Origin of the sequence: Blautia hansenii DSM 20583 (assembly GCF_002222595.2) — a bacterium.
GTDB lineage: Bacteria > Bacillota > Clostridia > Lachnospirales > Lachnospiraceae > Blautia > Blautia hansenii.
In genome coordinates, this window is the sequence record NZ_CP022413.2 from 554889 (window position 1) to 570091 (window position 15203).

Sequence of the window (15203 nt, forward strand, 5' to 3'; positions counted from 1 at the left end):
GAGTGAATATGTTTCAATTTCTTCAATTAACACTCTATCATTGTTGAAAAAAAGAAGTCAATCATTTTGTGATTTTTTCTTCTTTTTTGTGAAGTTCACAAAATCGGTGCTCTTTAACATGGTTATAAATTAAAGATGCAATTACTTCTGCGTCTTCTTTCATGTCTTCCTGTAACCAGTGCATAAAGATATTGTACAAGGCGCCGGAATAGTAGTACAGTTCATATCTTTCTAAAGAAGAAGTATTTTGTGTCTGTGTAACTTCCAACATATATAAATCCAACCCATAGAGGAGAATTTGAGAGCGGTTTGCCTTTGTAATGCAAAGAACATAGTCTTTATATTTCTGGAGATATTTCATACTGCTGAGAATATGTTCATAAGTTTGAAAATTGGAAGAAAAAGCAGGATCTTTTAAGTCTTCCACATATTCTTTTAAAATTCGATACATATAGTCCAGCAGAATATCATCCTTTGACTTATAGTGACGATAGTAGGACATACGGGAAACACCAGCGCGTTTTGTAATATCGGTAATGGTAATATCGTTATAATTTTTTATATGCATAAGCTGAAGTAATGCTTCCATTATACAGTTTTTGGTGAATTCTTTTGTTTCCATGAAACAAAAACCTCCTTTTTGTCACAGTTGGGCTTTCAGATATTGTTTTAAAGAATACATAATGTTACAATTGTCACATTTAATGAAATAATATCAGAATAAAATAGGAAAAGCAAGAAAGGCTGGGAGAAAATGAAATTTGGAATTGTTACAGACAGCTCCTGTGATTTACCGGAGAGCTATACAATGAAAGAAGACGTTACGGTAGTATCTTTTTATGTTTCTTTTGACGGAGAAAATTATTTAAAAGAGGGGAAAGAAGCAGGAATTACAGAATTTTATCAGAAGATGGCAGATAATCCTGATTGCTATCCCAAAACATCCATGCCCTCTGTACAGGATTATATAGATGCATTTCTTCCTCTGGTGAAACAAGGGTTGCCGGTTCTCTGTATATGCCTTACCAAGAATTTCAGTGGTTCTATGCAGGCGGCAGTTAATGCAAAAGAAGAAGTTGAAGAGGAATTTCCACAGGCTAAAATAGAAGTGGTAAATTCTCAGCTTGTTACAGCACTGCAGGGACTTTTTGTTAAAGAAGCAGTGAAACTGAGAAATCAGGATGTGGATTTGGAGACAGCAGTGGAAGCTTTGAAAAAAATCAGACACACAGGACAAATCTTTTTCACCACAAAGGACTTGAAATATTTGGAACATGGGGGAAGAATAGGAAAAGCAGCCTGTCTTGCAGGAAGTATGCTGAATATCAAACCAATTCTCCGTTTCTGTGATGCAGAGCTGGGGTCTACAGAGCTTTGTAGAGGGAGAAAAAAATCTCTCCATAAAATTATTGAAAAGTTTGTAGATTATGTAGAAAAAGAAAAAATAGATTTGAATGAATACACCCTTGTTACAGGAGTGGGATTAATGGTACCTGAGTTTGAAACCTTTCAGGAAGACTTGAGAAAAAGTTTAAAAGAGAAAGGATACCATGTTGAAACATGGGAAACAATGCAAATCGGAGCAACGATTGGTGTACATACAGGCCCTTATCCTATGGGACTGGGAATTTTGAAAAAATGTGAAATCTAAAGAAGAAATAGGAGTTGTCGCTTTAAATATTCGGGATATACACTTAATACGACAACTCCTTTTTAAAAATTATGGTCTTCGATAGCGATTAAAACAGGAAAAGATTTCCTGAATACGTGGCACTGCCATGCCACAGGGGATATAGGCATTGCTGAAAAAGTTAGAAAAACCGTTTTTTTCCATGTTGTTTTGTAAAATAGATATAATTTCAGAAACTGTACGTTTTCCGTCAATCAGATATTCTTGTGCATATCTTAATAGTTCTCCTAAAGCAGCCGTCTGCTCTTTATCTGCAATCTGTTCGACATATCTTAAATCAATCGTATCTTTTCCTATTGAAAAGCTGTCTTTTCCATGACATTTCATTTTAAAATCTTTATAAGTAGATTTTTTTGTGCTGCTCATAATGCGATTGGAGACAGGCATATAAAATTCAGGAACAGATGAGGGAGGCAGCGGATAGTCAGAACAAAGTTTTTTGACTTTTTCTGTGATATCCAGAGCTTGATAATGATCCATTTGAATAATCGTATCTGCAATATGGAAGAAAGCACCTGAACTGCCGGCTACCAATACAGTAGAAATACCTGCTTTTGAAAACAACTGCGGAGCACGTTCTAAAAATGGAGTGATAGGTTCTTCATCACGGCTGATTACCTGCTGCATGAAAGCATCACGTACCATGAAGTTTGTAGCGGAAGTATCTTCATCCAGTAGAAACAGGGTGCTTCCGGCTTCCATACCTTCTACAATTCCTGCTGCCTGAGAAGTGCTGCCGCTGGCATCCAAAGTGGAAAAACAATGGGTATCTTTTTTGTTCGGCAAATCATTGATAAACAGTGATATGTCTACATCTTTTATAAAACGTCCATCCTCTGCACGAAGTTTCATGGCGGAAGCATCTGTAAGAACAAATTCTCTGCCATCTCCGGAGATATGATTGTATACACCGGTTTCAAGGGCTGTTAAAAGAGTAGATTTTCCATGGTAACCGCCCCCTGCGATTAAAGTAATACCTTGGGGGATTGCCATTCCTTTTAGAGTGCCTCTGTGAGGAAGGTGAAATTCCATTTCTAAAGAAACAGGAGATTGAAATGGAACAGCATCTTTCATTGGTTTTTGAGAAATACCGCTTTCTCTTGGAAGAATGGAGTTATTTGCAACAAAGGCAACAAGATGGTGTTTTTTTAATTCTTGTCTCAAGAATTCCTGGTCTTCGGCAAGGAAGACGACATTTTCAATGGTTTTATGAGAAAGGTTTTTATAAAGCAGTGACTTTTCTACACAAGAAGGAAGAAAGTCAAAGAGAATTTTTTCTAATTCAAAAGCATTGATGGTTCTTCCGTTGGCAGGAAATCCTACGGTAAAACGGACAGTAACAAAATCAGAATTCATTTCACAAGCTGTGCGTTCTAAAATTTCCTGTCCACAGATTGTAGTAGAAATAGAGCCGCTTTTTCCGGAACCTTTTGCTTTAAAATTATAAATGGAGAGCTGCTGAGAGAATTTTCGTAAAAGATAATCCTGTACGGCAATGCGTACAGCTCGTGTAGAAATACAGAATTCGGGGAATCCGGCAATCTTTGCAGGAACTTGAATACTTAAATGTGAAGGAGAGGCAAAGGGATCTCCCTGTACATGGTCTATAGAAAGAAGAAAATGATTGAATTTGTAAATGCCTTTCAAACTTTTGTAGGCAGGGTAACTTTTTCGGTTTATGGAAGAAAGTTGTTGTTTAAGTTCTTGTGAAGTAAACATATTAAAATCCTTTCATTGAAAATAAAACTATATTTTGATACAAAAAAACCCTTATATCCGAAGATATAAGGGTTTTACGTGCGTTAGAGGATTCGAACCCCCGACCTTTTGGTCCGTAGCCAAACGCTCTATCCAGCTGAGCTAAACGCACATTTGTTAGCTGACTGCCTCAGCAACAAAATTGATTATAGGGCATAAATATGAAAATGTCAATACTTTTTTTGAAAAAAATTTTAGAAATTTTAAAGAGATAATGATTTTGCATGAAATATGCTGGAAGAAATACGAAATACATGATAAGATAAGAAAAGATAAGGGGGATAAAATTTTAAATTTTTACATAAAGGGGAGAATATACATGGAGAATGAAATTACTTTTAAAACTTCAGTAGGAGGTTACAAACGGGATCAAGTTATTGAATATGTAGAAAATATGAATGAGCAGATGTTCTGTTTAAAAAAGGCAAGCGAAGAAGCTGCTGCCAATTATGAAGCAAAGATTAAAGAGCTGGAAGAACTTATAGAAGAAAAAGAGGCAAAAATTGAGGCATATGATACAGATAATGCCAAATTAAAAGAAGATTTAGAAAAGCTGGAAGGGCAGTATAAAGAAGTGCATTCTGATACAGTAAGGTTGGAAGCAGAAAAGAGAATTTTGAGAGAAAAGCTGGGTAAAGAAGTTTTGAAACTTCGTGCAGAAAATCAGGAACTAAAAGAAAAACTGCAGGAAGCAGAACGAAATATCGGATCAGAGGCAGACTATGAAGGCGTTAGAAATGCTGTTTCAGAAGTACAGTATAAAATTGCAGAGTATGTAAATACCATTAATAAAACACAGCAGAGCCTTGCAGATACCTATCAGAAGATGAATGAAATTAAGAAAAAAGTAGCAGAGCAGATGGAGAATAATAAAAAATAAAAAACCTATTTGTAATAGAGCACAAAAGAACAACAGCTATTGATGAGATTATTGATAGCTGTTGTTCTTTTGTCTAAATCTCTTTTTTATGTTTTTCTGCCATGCTTTGTGTATGTTGTTTAATTGCAAGAAAGCTTTCTGTACTGATGACATGTTCCATACGACAGGCATCTTCAGAAGCTGTTTCAGGAGCTACGCCCAGTTTTATCAGCCATGTACTTAAAAGCTCGTGGCGCTCATATATTTTTTCTGCAATAGCAAGCCCGGACTCGGTTAGGGTGATATAGCCTTCCTGATTAACATTTATGTATCCGTTTAGTCGGAGATTTTTCATGGCAACGCTGACACTTGGTTTGGAAAAGGATAATTCATTTGCGATATCAATAGAACGAACCTGAGGCTTACGTTTACTGATAACGAGAATGGTTTCCAAATAGTTTTCGGCAGATTCCTGTATTTTCATGCAGCGACTCCTTCCTTCAAAAATATACTGATATTAGGATATCATATTTTACTAAGAAGTTCAAATAGATAAGAACTCAGAGTTTATTTATGTTTACATTCCTGATATTTTGTACTAGAATAAAACACATAATATTTGACGGAGGAAAGTAAATGGGAACAGTAATCATACCGAAAGACTATCATTCATGCTTATCTAGATACGAAACACAGGAAGCAATTGGGGCAATTAAAAATCTTATGCAGAAAAAGCTGTGTATGGCATTAAAATTGAAAAGGGTAACAGCACCTTTATTTGTTGATCCGGCTATGGGGTTAAATGATGACTTAAATGGTGTTGAGCGTCCGGTAAATTTTGATATTCCTGACGCAGGAACTACAGCGCAGGTTGTTCATTCTCTGGCAAAATGGAAACGTATGGCGCTTTATCATTATGATTTTCATGTGGGAAAAGGGCTTTTAACTGATATGAACGCAATTCGTAGAGATGAAGAACTGGATAATCTTCATTCTATTTATGTTGACCAGTGGGACTGGGAAAAAATCATTACAAGAGAAGACCGTACTTTAGATTATTTAAAAAATACAGTTCAGCGTATTGTAGGTACAATTTGTAATGCATTGGATGAAATTAAATATCAATATGAAGATTTGAATACAGAGCTTTGCCGAGATGTGGCATTTATAACTTCTCAGGAATTAGAAGATTTATATCCGTCTCTGACACCAAAGGAAAGGGAGCAGGCATATACAAAAGAGCATAAAACAGTATGTATTATGCAGATTGGCGATGTGCTGGCATCAGGAGAAAAGCATGACGGCAGGGCTCCGGATTATGATGACTGGAAGTTAAATTGTGACATCTTATTCTGGCATGAACCTCTTCAGTGTGCTTTGGAAATTTCTTCCATGGGTATTCGTGTAGATGAAAAATCTTTGGATGAACAATTAAAGAAAGCAGGCTGCGATGAGAGAAGAAATCTTCCATTCCATAAGATGCTTTTAAATGGGGAATTACCTCTTACTATAGGCGGTGGTATCGGTCAATCCAGAATTTGTATGCTGTTTTTGGGAAAAGTACATGTAGGTGAGGTTCAGGCATCTATTTGGGATGAAGAAACTTTAACTGCCTGTAAAAAAGCAGGAATAGAGATTTTATAGAGGAGAATAAGATGGAACAGAAGACAAAGAAGTGGCTTGTTGCAGGCATTCTTACTGTTGCTGTGGCCATTGGTGTAGGAACCTGTTATAGTAACACCTCTGATAAAAGTGACAAGGAAAAGAAAGAGGCTGTTAAAGATGAAGATAATAAAAATGTAAAGGAAGCCAAAGGAATATCCCAGGATGAAATGCCTTATTATCCTTTAACAATAAAAACAAAAGGACCGGACGGCAAGGAATATGAAACTGTTTATGAAAAACAGCCGGAAAAGGTAGTGGCAGTCTATCAGGGAAATGTGGAAACGATGTTAGCCCTTGGATTGGAAGATAAAATTGCAGCGGTAGCAGGGATAGAACAACCGGTTTTAGAAGAATATCAGGAGTCCTTTAGCAAATTGAAAAATCTGGAGGAATTTACGCCTTCCAAAGAAACTATTACTGCAGAAGAACCGGATATGATTTTTTCATGGGTTTCTTATTTTGAGGAAAGTACGCTGGGAGAACCACAGGAATGGCTGGACCAGAATGTGAATGTATATATCAATACGAATACCGCGTCTGAAAAAGATACTTTGGAAAATGAATATAAAGACATTAAAAATATAGGGAAAATCTTTCAAGTAGAAGAGAAAGCAGAGAAACTGGTAAAATCTATGAAAGATAAGATAAAAAAAATCCGGAAAAAAGTTGAGAAAATGGAAACAAAGCCCTCTGTTTTGATTTTGGAAAAGGGAACAGATGGGTTTATCAATTACGGTGCGGACAGCCTTGCCGGAGATATGGTAAATCAGATTGGCGGGACGCTTGCACAAGAGGAAAGTAGAGTGCTGACAGCAGAGGAAGTTGCTGAAGCAAATCCGGATGTATTGTTTATTACCTATACTCCATATTTGGATGATGATGAAGAACTGATAAAAGAAGAAAAAATGGATTTATTTTTACAGGATGATACATTTGCAGAAATGAAGGTAGTGAAAAGTAACAGAGTGATACCTGTTATGTTAAATGAAATCTTTGCCAGCGGTGTTCGCACAGCAGATGGTGTGGAAACTCTTGCCGAGGGGATTTTGTATAATGATTTGTCTATTTGACAGTTGTAATTTTACGTCAAACAGGAGGGGACTGCCTCACTAATTATTTAGTGAGGCAGTCCCCTCCTGTTTTAAATATTATTTTAAAGTTTTTAAGGTTATAAGTGTATGGAAAGTACCGGAAGTAATATCGTAGTACATTTCTAAATTCCCCTGATACTGTTGTACGATTTTATTAATGCTTTTAATGCCAAAACCATGTCGTTCTTTATTTACTTTACGTGAAATGGGAAATCCATTTTGATTATATAAGGGGGCGCTTTGGCAGGAGTTAATAACTATTATAACAATAAAATTGGAATTTTCCTTTTTTTGTACGGTGAGTTCAATAAAAGACTCAGGGATATTTTCTGCTGCCTCCACTGCATTATCCATTAAGTTACAAAATAATGATGTTATATCGTGTTGATAGATATGTTGGAGAGTGTTGCTTCTGATGTCAGCATGAAATGCGATATGTTTGTCATTGCACTGCCGCTGATAACGACAGAGAATAGCGTTTAGCATTTCATTATCACAAATTCGCACAGTCTCTCTTAAATCAGAAGATTTCATAAGCTGTTGAATATAGATATCTATTTTTTCTGAACAATTCTGTTCATTGAGTAGTTTAATTGATAAAAGATGTTTTTTGATATCGTGAATTAGAATACGTTGATTTTCATTTTGTGAAAGTAACATTTCGTAATATTCAACAGAGTCAGATTCTTTTTGGAGTAATAGCTGCATGTCAATAAAGTCGTTGTACTTTTTTTGAAGATACTGATTGAGTCCAAATACCAGAAGATTAATCAGGAGCAGAAAAATAGCACAAGCTGTTACCATAAAATTAACAGGTGGAGCAATCGCTGCATTTTCGCCGATGAAAAGAAAGGTATACATAATAAAAACGCTTAAAATTGGTATTAACATCAAAAAAAGTTCGGAGTGGTAGTACGGTCTTTGGTTTGTATTTTTTCCTTTGAACAAATGAGCTAAAAGATAAATAATTGCAAAGAAGAATAATTTGCTAAAAACTGCATAAAAAATAAGTCCGACACCTTTATCTGTTAGGAAGTAAGGAGAAAATTTTAACGTAATCCCCAGAACAGCAAGCTCGGACAGTCCCATAATTGTGGTAAGGATAGCGGAATGAAATAATGCAAACAGCAATTTGAGCTTAAATTGTGTGTAAAGAAAAATCGTGTTTGCTATAAAAAAACAAATAATATTAAGTTTTGTTTGCCTAAACAAAGATAGAAGAAATAACATTGTATAAAGGGTACTTAATAAAATCCATCTTATTCTGACAGAATGAGATGGAAGAAAAAGACTAGATGCGTATTGCCATAAAATAATGGCTTCTATAAAAAAAGTAAAAAAAAGCAAAATAGTAAGGGTCATTTAGTCTACCTCGTACTTTCAAGAAATATAAGATAAGCATTTTTGAAAGAGCTGTATTTTCTACGTGTCAGATAAGCCATAGTTTGCATATTTGTCAAACGTATAGTGGAATGATCAAAGTCAGTTATGTGTTCAAAATTAACGATAAAACTACGGTGTGTCTGAAAAAAACAGTTCTTAGGAAGGTGTTCCAGCCAGTAATTCATATTATGTATGGATTCAAAATCTCGCTGAACAGTATGTACAGTTACTTTTCGTCCGTGTGCTTCTATGAAGACAATCTGAGAAGTGGGAAGCGTATATACCCCTTCTTTGGTGTCAATAGGGATTTTAGCGGTCATGGTATTATAATAAGCCAGAGCATCTTTCATGTTTCGGAAAAACCTTTGTCTGTCCAAAGGTTTGGAAAGATAACGAAATACATGAAAACGCATTGCTTCGTCCAGATATTCCGAATAAGAGGTGACAACAAAAATTATGGTGTTTTTATTTGCTTTTTTTAATTCATTACCAACAAAAATTCCATTCATGCCGGGCATTTCAATATCCAGAAAAACAATATCTTTTTCGCCTTTATCAGCTAATAAAGACTCACCGTCTGTAAAAGAAACTAATTCAGGACATTTTAGATGGTTTGATTCGAAGTAGTATGTAATAAGTTTTTGTAATTGTTCGATTATCAGAACATCATCGTCACAAATTAAAATACGCATTTTATTACCAAGCTTTCTATATAATGTACATTCAAGTATATCATATAGGTTTTTCGAATGCAAAAAATATGTATGAAAAGACGATTTATCTACGATTTTGGTCTATTATATGCCTTTTTTCATTTCTCTTTACAAGTATTTCGACAAAGTCTCTGGTGAGTTCAAAATATATAAATTGACCAAAAAAGAACTGTAAATGTCGTTTGATGCAAATAGGATTGAAATTGTGATGAAAATATAGATAATGAAATGGGTGCTGGTTTTATAATTTTAATTTAGTAGAGAGAGGATGAAAAATCATGAAAAAGCGAGTATGTTTCGTTACTGTTTTGCTTTGTTTGAGTATGGTAGGGTGCTCTGCAAATGAAAATAAAGAAAACATGTCAGAAACGACAGATAAGAAAATAAGCATAGAAGAAAGCAACGAGACGGGACAGGTCGATATTAAAGGTACGATTACAGAACATGTAACTGCAAATACAAAAATGGAAATTCCTGAAAAAACATTTGCTACTTATAGCACCGAACTTAAAACATTTGATAAAGAAAAGCTTGCCTCTCTTTTTTGGCCGGAAAGCAGTAAAGAGGAAATTTATATAGAAGAATATGAGGATAAATCATTAGCAATGACTTTTCAAGATGAAACCGTGGCATTAGGAACGGGGTCAATTATGTATCGCAAAAGTGATGATATAAGATATTTGTCAGATATTGCTTTTTACGGCGAAGAAGAGAACCTTCTGGAAGAAAAGGATTTGGCGTTTATGACAGCAGAACAGGCTGTACAGAATGTGGAAGCATTTTTATTCGAGTTGGATTTAGGGGTGGATTTTGGAGAGAAAAAAGTTTTTGCATTGAAAAAAGAGGATATGTCCGGCATACAGGATATGATGAAGGCTGATGAACATTTAGGAGGCTTTTATGAGTCAGGTAAATTTCAAGAGCGTACATTTGATACAGAGGATGAACTCTATTTTATAAAATATACATTTAGTTTTGACGGACTGCCGATTTTAGGAGCAGAAGATCCGGATATTCGAATGACAGGAGGTATGGAGCGAGGAGAGCTTGCTTGGCCCGTGGAAGCCACAGTTTTATTTTCAAATTCCGGTATATGCGAAATAAATTTGCAGGGGATATTGAGTGAATTAGAGAAACAATCAGAAAATAAGGAAGTTATTCAGTTCGATGAAATAGAAAAGGCATTAGTCAAAAAATTCGGAGATGTTATCTTATCTCAAGAATATAATCTATCAAAAATTTGGTTGGAGTATTTTCCAAAAATAAAAGAAGACTCTTTTGAAGAAGTGGAATTAATTCCGGTGTGGTGCTGCGTATTTGATATCAATGGTGAGAAAGTGGACTATGCACTTCGATTTCATGCGTTTACGGGGGAAGAAATATCGTGAGGAAAGTATTTGCAGCAGAAATGAAGCGGGCAATCAATATTGGATGGATTATAAGTATTTTAGGGATTTGTTTTTCGATATGCTTTGATTCATGGAATGATTTGCTGAGAGCATTCGCAACTCATAATGGAAGTGTCCACTATTTCTTTTGGAATTCGGCATTTGGAGGAGCCTGCCGTACTTATTTTTTGCCTATATTTGCGGCGTTGCCGTTTGCTGCCGCCTTTTGTAAAGACTACAATGAACATGCGCTTTATCTTATTGTCTCCAGAGAAGGGAAAAAAAGATATTGTATCGCAAAATATATAGTTAATGCCTTGTGTGGCGGTCTTGTGGTTGCAGCGGCTACGGGAATATTGATTTTATTTCTGTCATCAGCATTCCCAATGGCAGATTCTGTGTATCAAGATCCCTTTGTTTCAGACCGATTTCATGTATGGATAGCCGTATATCATCCGGTAGAATACGCATTTATAGAAATTGTTTCAGGATTTTTAAGAGGTATGTTGTGTGCCAGTATTGCGTTGTGCGTTTCCATCTATATATCCGATCCTTTAGTAGTGCTTGTATCACCATATTTTGTCAGCTTTCTTGCGGTTCAGGCATATCGTATTTTTCATGTCCCAGACCAGTATCGTTTAGATAAATTATTGACAGGCAACATGATTATTCGCTCCAGTGTATTTACCGTTTGGATTTGTATAGTTGTTGTATCGGTAATTGTAATTTTTCTTGGGATTTTCTTTCAAAAAACGGTATTAAGGAGGCTGGAAGATGGAAGACTTTATTAGAGCGCTTCGCATTTCTGTCTATAATTTAAGAAAGACAATTTCATCAATACGGATTTTAACAGTTTTGCTTATTATTGCTTGTTTTATTATGCAAAACTTACAGGCGGTATTAGAATTTAGTGACTTTGTTAAAATAGGGATAACGCCGTATTCATTTCCGCATTTGGTTAACGATTATGTTTGTCAGCTTGTCATGATGGCAGGAGCAGTCATTCTTTTTTGCAATGCTCCTTTTGAAGATGAGGGGTATTTTTATATGCTGCCACGTGCAGGTAAACGGTCATGGGCATTGGGGCAGGTGATTTACATTGTCAGCGCTTCGTTTCTTTATGTTATGTTTTTGCTTTTGATGTCTATATTGCCGTTAATCGGTCATGGGGAAATTGGAAGTGAATGGGGAAAAATTTGGGGAACATTGGCGAAAACAGATGCAGGAGTACAGTTCGGACTTTTGTTTTCTGTAACAGAATATATGATTAGTAATTATAGTCCTATATTTGCTTTGGCTGTAAGTGTATTGCTGGAATGGTGCTGTGTAAGCTGGTTAGGATTAATGATATACTTCTTGAATAAATTGACAGGGAAAACAGTGGGAACTTGTGTCGGAGCTTTTTTTGTATTGCTTGATATTTGTATTTCAAATGACTGGATGCCGTGGGCAAATCGTTTTTCTCCGATTACGTTGGCGCAAATAAATGCTTATGCAGGAAGTAATCTAAAGTATCATATTACATTTCAGTATGGAATTGCATTTTTTATAATAGGCATTCTTGTTTTGAGCGTTTTAAGTATTTTAGTAAATTATAAAGAAAAGGCAGAAAACCGGTTACAGAAGTTGGAGGTAAAATGGATACAGAAGCAACGATAGTAGTAGAAAATCTTGATAAGCGATTTAAAAATCAGTCGGTATTAAAGAATGTAAATGTAAAATTTTCTAAAGGAAATATTTATGGAATTATTGGAAGAAATGGTTCGGGAAAAACGATTTTATTGAAATGTATTTGTGGTTTTTTGAGACCAACAGCAGGTACTGTTTCTGTGAATAATAAAATTGTCGGACAAGATATTGATTTTCCTCAGAAACTGGGGTTTATTATTGAAACACCGGGATTTCTGATGAATTATTCCGGATATAAAAATTTGAAATATTTGGCTTCTATACAGAAAAATATAGATGATGAAGGAATTAAAGAGTCTATGTCATTGGTTGGTTTAGATTCAGCGGATAAAAAACATGTAGGTAAATATTCTCTCGGAATGCGCCAACGTTTAGGGATAGCACAGGCGATTATGGAAAAACCGGATATTCTGATTTTAGACGAGCCAATGAACGGCTTAGATAAGAACGGAGTGCAGGAAATGAGGGAACTGTTTTTACAGATGAAATCGGAGGGGAAATTAATTCTTTTGACAAGTCATAATCATGAAGATATAGAAGTATTGTGTGATGAAGTTTACGAAATGGAAGATGGTATACTTACAAAAAAACAAGGGGCAGTCGGCTAATATCGGTTTTTAGACTCTAAATCTTGAAAGTAAGAACCTCTCATAGAAATCCGCATTTTTCATGCCTGATGTTCTGTGAGAGGTTCTTACTTTTTTAGTTTACATAATCTTTCCAGATATATCCTTTCTGTCCTTCGAAATCGACTTCATACCAGCCGCTTCCGTCTATGTTAGTAATCGTTACGGCCGCATCCGTATGTAAAGTTCCAAGGACTTCAGAACCGCTTTTTGGTTCGGAGCGAACATATACACTGCTTGCGATGGTAGTTTCTCTGGAGCCACCAACAGGAAATTCGCTGTCATCTGTATCGTCTTTCTTGTCATCTTCCTTGTCGTCTTTTTTATCATTTTCTTTTGGAGGGACTTTTTCATCAGGCTTTTCTTGTTTATCTTCCTGTTTCTCATCTTCTTGCTTTTTATCTTCCGGTTTTTCATCGACATCGTCCTCTTTGTCGTCTTCTTCTAAGATGACAGGAGAGCCGGTACTGTTAGGAATACTTTCTTCTGCTTTTTCTGCCAGAGCCAGAACACTGGAATTGTCGTCGGTGGTAGTGATTTTTCTTATTTTTACTTTACTGGTATCGGTATCTTCAATGGCACCTACATACATAAGTGTTACTTCATTTCCGGGAATAATTCCGTTTTCTAAATCAAGCTGTGCTTTTTCGCAGTTATCGAAGGATAATTTTTTACCTTCAGAAGTCTCAATAGATATTTCTGTGCCGGTATAGGTGATTAAAGTTCCGCTCAAAGAAGAAGATACTGCGTCAAGTTCGGCTTCTTCAGCTTCTTGAGAGTTCTCCTCTTTTGTACATCCTGCGAAAGACAGGGCAGTTACTGATGCAAGTAATACAAGTAAAAATTTTTTCATAAACAATACCTCCTGTGTTATGAATTTGCGCGTTTTTCTAAGTGTTTGTTAAATACCAGAAGAAAGCCTGCTGTTGCCATAAAAGCGGCAATTCCATCTGCAATAGGCTGTGCATAGAAAGCACTTCGTGCGCCGAAGAAAATAGGAAGAAGGATGGTGAAAAGCATATAATCTCCCTTTCTGGCAAGAGAAAGGAATAAAGCTGTCTTGCTTCTTCCAAGAGCTGTTAAACCATCCACAAATACATATTGAAAACTAAGTGGAATAATCATTAAAGTGAATACTCCAATTCCCCATGTACAGAGCTCAAGCTGTAGAGGGTCTTTTGTGAAAATGTGGATGAAATACTGAGGTACAATACGGGAAAGTATAAACATTAAGGTAGTAAAGCAAAGGCAGAGAATTAAAATATATTTTTCTGCTTTTTTTACTCGTTTAATTTCTTTTGCTCCGTAATTATAACTCAGGATTGCCTGTGTACCACTGGAAATTCCCAGCATAGGGCCGGTAATCAGCATCATAAAGCTTTGAACAATGGTTGCACAGGTGATTAAAATATCTCCTTCTGAAGGGCCTCCGAATTTTTGCAGAACAGAGTTCATGACAATGATAATGACACTATCGGTGGAAAGTATCAGAAAAGGAGAAATTCCCAGTATTAAAATTTTTTGCACAATCACAGGTGAAAACGATTGCTTTTTCAGCAATGTAATTTTAATGGGTACTTTTTTGCCAATTAAAAACAAAAAGGCAAAAGTGCAAGATGCAAATTGTGCGATAACAGTGGCAATAGCAGCTCCGGCAACCTTCATATCCAGTAAGAAAATGAAGATAGGGTCCAGTACAATATTGGTAACAGCGCCGATTAAAACGGTAAGCATTCCTATAGCAGGAAATCCCTGACAGGTAATAAAATAATTTAGCCCGATAGCCATAAGGGCAAAAAACGTTCCGGCAGTATAAATGGTAAGATAAGTATTTGCATAGGGGAAGGTTACAGAGCTTGCGCCAAACCAGTTCAGCAGATATTTTTTACTTACTAGAAATAATATAGTCAGTACGGCAGAAAAAAGAACCAGCATAGCAAAGCTGTGGGCTAGAATAGATTCTGCCTGCTTTTTCCTTCCGGCGCCCATACGCATGGACATTAAAATGGAACCACCTAAACCAATAAGTGTACCAAAAGAGGTCAAAAGTGTAACAATAGGACCGCACACACCTACGCCGGCAAGGGCTGCATCTCCGATTTCTTTGATGTTTCCGATAAACATTCGGTCAATGATACTGTATAGAACAGTAACAAATTGTGCAATCATAGATGGAATTGCCAGTTTTAGAACCAGAATGGGAATTCGGTCTTTTCCTAAGTCTGTTTGATGTTTCATTTCTCTTCTCCTTCATGGTTATCTGTACCTTGATTTTAATACGAATTAGAGAAAAAGAAAAGAGAAAAAGCTTGCTTCTCATAAAAAGCCTGTGTTATACTAA

At 36.0% G+C, this 15203-nt stretch carries 15 protein-coding genes and 1 tRNA gene; 8 read left to right on the plus strand and 8 right to left on the minus strand.

What is annotated here, in order from left to right; all coding sequences use genetic code 11:
• Positions 1–61: 61 nt before the first annotated feature.
• On the minus strand, positions 62–622 hold the full coding sequence (locus CGC63_RS02730; protein ID WP_004221051.1) for a TetR/AcrR family transcriptional regulator: 561 nt from the start codon (positions 620–622) through the stop codon (positions 62–64).
• Positions 623–754: 132 nt separating this feature from the next.
• On the opposite strand from CGC63_RS02730, the gene CGC63_RS02735 reads away from it, so the two are divergent.
• Positions 755–1651 carry a DegV family protein gene (locus CGC63_RS02735; protein ID WP_004221049.1) on the plus strand — a complete coding sequence of 299 codons (897 nt, stop codon included), beginning with the start codon at positions 755–757 and terminating at the stop codon, positions 1649–1651.
• A 69-nt stretch (positions 1652–1720) separates the two neighbouring features.
• Here CGC63_RS02735 and CGC63_RS02740 read toward each other — a convergent pair whose 3' ends face one another.
• Together CGC63_RS02740 and CGC63_RS02745 are read right to left on the minus strand one after the other, a co-directional pair.
• Positions 1721–3409: an ABC-ATPase domain-containing protein gene (locus CGC63_RS02740; protein ID WP_004221048.1), complete on the minus strand. Its 1689-nt coding sequence runs from the start codon at positions 3407–3409 to the stop codon at positions 1721–1723.
• 77 nt (positions 3410–3486) lie between these two features.
• Positions 3487–3560, minus strand: a tRNA-Arg gene (locus tag CGC63_RS02745).
• A 207-nt stretch (positions 3561–3767) separates the two neighbouring features.
• On the opposite strand from CGC63_RS02745, the gene CGC63_RS02750 reads away from it, so the two are divergent.
• Positions 3768–4328, plus strand: coding sequence for a GumC domain-containing protein (locus tag CGC63_RS02750; protein ID WP_154965442.1), 561 nt, complete (start codon positions 3768–3770; stop codon positions 4326–4328).
• A 73-nt stretch (positions 4329–4401) separates the two neighbouring features.
• Here CGC63_RS02750 and CGC63_RS02755 read toward each other — a convergent pair whose 3' ends face one another.
• The gene (locus tag CGC63_RS02755) at positions 4402–4791 is read right to left on the minus strand and encodes a metal-dependent transcriptional regulator (protein WP_004221043.1); all 390 of its coding nucleotides are present in this window, start codon (positions 4789–4791) and stop codon (positions 4402–4404) included.
• A gap of 152 nt (positions 4792–4943) precedes the next feature.
• Here CGC63_RS02755 and asnA point away from each other — a divergent pair, with 152 nt between their 5' ends.
• Positions 4944–5951 (plus strand): aspartate--ammonia ligase, encoded by a 1008-nt coding sequence (asnA, locus tag CGC63_RS02760; RefSeq protein WP_004221041.1) that lies wholly within the window; start codon positions 4944–4946, stop codon positions 5949–5951.
• A gap of 11 nt (positions 5952–5962) precedes the next feature.
• Positions 5963–7042 carry an ABC transporter substrate-binding protein gene (locus CGC63_RS02765; RefSeq protein WP_004221040.1) on the plus strand — a complete coding sequence of 360 codons (1080 nt, stop codon included), beginning with the start codon at positions 5963–5965 and terminating at the stop codon, positions 7040–7042.
• Positions 7043–7120: 78 nt separating this feature from the next.
• On the opposite strand, the gene CGC63_RS02770 is transcribed toward CGC63_RS02765, so the two are convergent.
• Positions 7121–8425 (minus strand): sensor histidine kinase, encoded by a 1305-nt coding sequence (locus CGC63_RS02770; protein ID WP_004221038.1) that lies wholly within the window; start codon positions 8423–8425, stop codon positions 7121–7123.
• 5 nt (positions 8426–8430) lie between these two features.
• Positions 8431–9138: a LytR/AlgR family response regulator transcription factor gene (locus CGC63_RS02775; RefSeq protein ID WP_004221036.1), complete on the minus strand. Its 708-nt coding sequence runs from the start codon at positions 9136–9138 to the stop codon at positions 8431–8433.
• Positions 9139–9437: 299 nt separating this feature from the next.
• Here CGC63_RS02775 and CGC63_RS02780 point away from each other — a divergent pair, with 299 nt between their 5' ends.
• Genes CGC63_RS02780 through CGC63_RS02795 form a run of 4 tightly spaced genes read left to right on the plus strand, consistent with a single transcriptional unit; the run spans position 9438 to position 12844 of the window.
• Positions 9438–10547 (plus strand): DUF6034 family protein, encoded by a 1110-nt coding sequence (locus tag CGC63_RS02780; protein ID WP_040351024.1) that lies wholly within the window; start codon positions 9438–9440, stop codon positions 10545–10547.
• Entirely contained in the window at positions 10544–11338 is a 795-nt protein-coding gene (locus CGC63_RS02785; protein ID WP_004221032.1) for a hypothetical protein, read from the plus strand. The genes CGC63_RS02780 and CGC63_RS02785 overlap by 4 nt, the downstream gene beginning before the upstream one ends.
• Positions 11322–12206 (plus strand): hypothetical protein, encoded by an 885-nt coding sequence (locus CGC63_RS02790; RefSeq protein ID WP_004221031.1) that lies wholly within the window; start codon positions 11322–11324, stop codon positions 12204–12206. The genes CGC63_RS02785 and CGC63_RS02790 overlap by 17 nt, the downstream gene beginning before the upstream one ends.
• On the plus strand, positions 12185–12844 hold the full coding sequence (locus tag CGC63_RS02795; protein ID WP_004221029.1) for an ATP-binding cassette domain-containing protein: 660 nt from the start codon (positions 12185–12187) through the stop codon (positions 12842–12844). The genes CGC63_RS02790 and CGC63_RS02795 overlap by 22 nt, the downstream gene beginning before the upstream one ends.
• Positions 12845–12938: 94 nt before the next feature.
• On the opposite strand, the gene CGC63_RS02800 is transcribed toward CGC63_RS02795, so the two are convergent.
• Together CGC63_RS02800 and CGC63_RS02805 are read right to left on the minus strand one after the other, a co-directional pair.
• A complete protein-coding gene (locus CGC63_RS02800) occupies positions 12939–13715 on the minus strand; it encodes an SH3 domain-containing protein (RefSeq protein ID WP_004221025.1) in 777 nt (258 codons plus the stop codon).
• 17 nt (positions 13716–13732) lie between these two features.
• Complete coding sequence (locus tag CGC63_RS02805) at positions 13733–15100, minus strand: MATE family efflux transporter (protein WP_040351023.1); 1368 nt, start codon at positions 15098–15100, stop codon at positions 13733–13735.
• Positions 15101–15203 lie beyond the last annotated feature (103 nt).